This window comes from Vibrio sp. VGrn 2 (genome assembly GCF_009361695.1).
Lineage (GTDB): Bacteria > Pseudomonadota > Gammaproteobacteria > Enterobacterales > Vibrionaceae > Vibrio > Vibrio diabolicus.
Window position 1 is genome coordinate 1 of the sequence record NZ_RBWD01000038.1, and the last position, 2,503, is coordinate 2,503.

Genomic DNA, 2,503 nt, shown 5'->3' on the forward strand with positions numbered 1-2,503 from the left:
ATTGAAGTGAGTGAAAGCCAGAGCTTTACACTCGCGCAATCTCTGCCAACGCTGACTAACGTGACGTTTACGCCTGAGCACCAAGCCATCGGCCAAAGCGTGACGGTAACGCTGGAATTCGATAAAGATCTGCAATCCGCCGCAGCGGAGTTAGGTGGCACGACGATCACTTCATTAGTGGCAACCGCGGACCCAAGCGTTTGGACTGGTGATGTGGTGGTACCAAGCACGTCAGAGCTCAATGTGGCGTTGCTTGTTCGTGACTACCAAGACTTATCAGGAAATACCGGTAGCCAGAACACGGCTTACTCCATGCCGATCACGCCGACCTTAGCTATTACGCCGGTGGGCAGTGTGAATGAAATGCAAGCCGCCACGCTACAATTCGAAGGTACGTCGACACGTTTTGACGGCCAGTCCCTGCGTCTTGAAGTGAAAGCACAAGGCAGCGCGACGGTACTAAAAAGCAGCAGTGCAACGGTACAAGCTGGTGGCACTTGGACCAGTGACGCAATGGATATGAGTCACCAAACCAATGGCACTTATACTGTGATGGTGACGGGGACAAACTCAGCGGGCATTGAAGTGAGTGAAAGCCAGAGCTTTACACTCGCGCAGTCTCTGCCAACGCTGACTAATGTGACGTTTACGCCTGAGCATCAAGCCATCGGCCAAAGCGTGACGGTGACGCTGGAATTTGATAAAGCATTGCAAGCTGCCACTGCGGAGTTAGGTGGCACGACGATCACTTCATTAGTGGCAACCGCGGACCCAAGCGTTTGGACTGGTGATGTGGTGGTACCAAGCACGTCAGAGCTGAATGTGGCGTTGCTGGTTCGTGACTACCAAGACTTATCAGGAAACACCGGTAGCCAGAACACGGCTTACTCCATGCCGATCACGCCGACCTTAGCCATCACGCCAGTGGGCAGTGTGAATGAAACGCATGCCGCCACGTTACAATTCGAAGGCACGTCGACACGTTTTGACGGTCAGTCGCTGCGTCTTGACGTGAAAGCCCAAGGCGGCGCGACGGTACTAAAAAGCGGCAGTGCGACAGTACAAGCCGGTGGCACTTGGACCAGTGACGCGATTGATATGAGTCACCAAACCAATGGCACTTACACCGTGATGGTGACAGGGACGAACTCTGCGGGCATTGAAGTGAGTGAAAGCCAGAGCTTTACACTCGCGCAGTCTCTGCCAACGCTGGCTAACGTGACGTTTACTCCTGAGCATCAAGCCATCGGCCAAAGCGTGACGGTAACGCTGGAATTCGATAAAGATCTGCAATCCGCCGCAGCGGAGTTAGGTGGCACGACGATCTCCTCATTAGTGGCAACCGCGGACCCAAGCGTTTGGACTGGTGATGTGGTGGTACCAAGCACGTCAGAGCTCAATGTGGCGTTGCTGGTTCGTGACTACCAAGACTTATCAGGGAATGCCGGTAGCCAGAATACGACTTACTCCATGCCGATCACGCCGACCTTAGCCATCACTCCAGTGGGCAGTGTGGATGAAATGCAAGCCGCCACGTTACAATTCGAAGGCACGTCGACACGCTTTGACGGCCAGTCCCTGCGTCTTGAAGTGAAAGCACAAGGCAGCGCGACGGTATTGAAAAGCAGCAGTGCGACAGTACAAGCCGGTGGCTCTTGGACCAGTGACGTAATTGATATGAGTCACCAAACCAATGGCACTTATACCGTGACTGTGACAGGGACGAACTCAGTGGGTATTGAAGTGAGTGAAAGCCAGAGCTTTACATTGGCGCAATCTCTGCCAACGTTGACTAACGTGACGTTTACGCCTGAGCACCAAGCCATCGGCCAAAGCGTGACGGTGACGCTGGAATTCGATAAAGATTTGCAATCCGCCGCTGCGGAGTTAGGTGGTACCACGATCACCTCATTAGTGGCAACCGGGGATCCAAGCGTTTGGACTGGTGATGTGGTGGTACCAAGTACGTCAGAGCTCAATGTGGCGTTGCTGGTTCGTGACTACCAAGACTTATCAGGAAATACCGGTAGCCAGAACACGGCTTACTCCATGCCGATCACGCCGACCTTAGCTATTACGCCGGTGGGCAATGTGGATGAAACGCTTGCCGCCACGCTACAATTCGAAGGTACGTCGACACGTTTTGACGGCCAGTCCCTGCGTCTTGAAGTGAAAGCACAAGGCAGCGCGACGGTACTAAAAAGCAGCAGTGCAACGGTACAAGCTGGTGGCACTTGGACCAGTGACGCAATGGATATGAGTCACCAAACCAATGGCACTTATACTGTGATGGTGACGGGGACAAACTCAGCGGGCATTGAAGTGAGTGAAAGCCAGAGCTTTACACTCGCGCAGTCTCTGCCAACGCTGACTAATGTGACGTTTACGCCTGAGCATCAAGCCATCGGCCAAAGCGTGACGGTAACGCTGGAATTCGATAAAGATCTGCAATCCGCCGCAGCGGAGTTAGGTGGCACGACGATCACCTCATTAGTGGCAACCG

At 53.7% G+C, this 2,503-nt stretch carries 1 protein-coding gene; it reads left to right on the plus strand.

Annotated features, from left to right (window positions below; translation table 11 throughout):
- Positions 1-2,503 (plus strand): tandem large repeat (locus D8S93_RS24720; protein ID WP_152816213.1); only part of this gene is annotated, 2,503 nt, incomplete at both ends.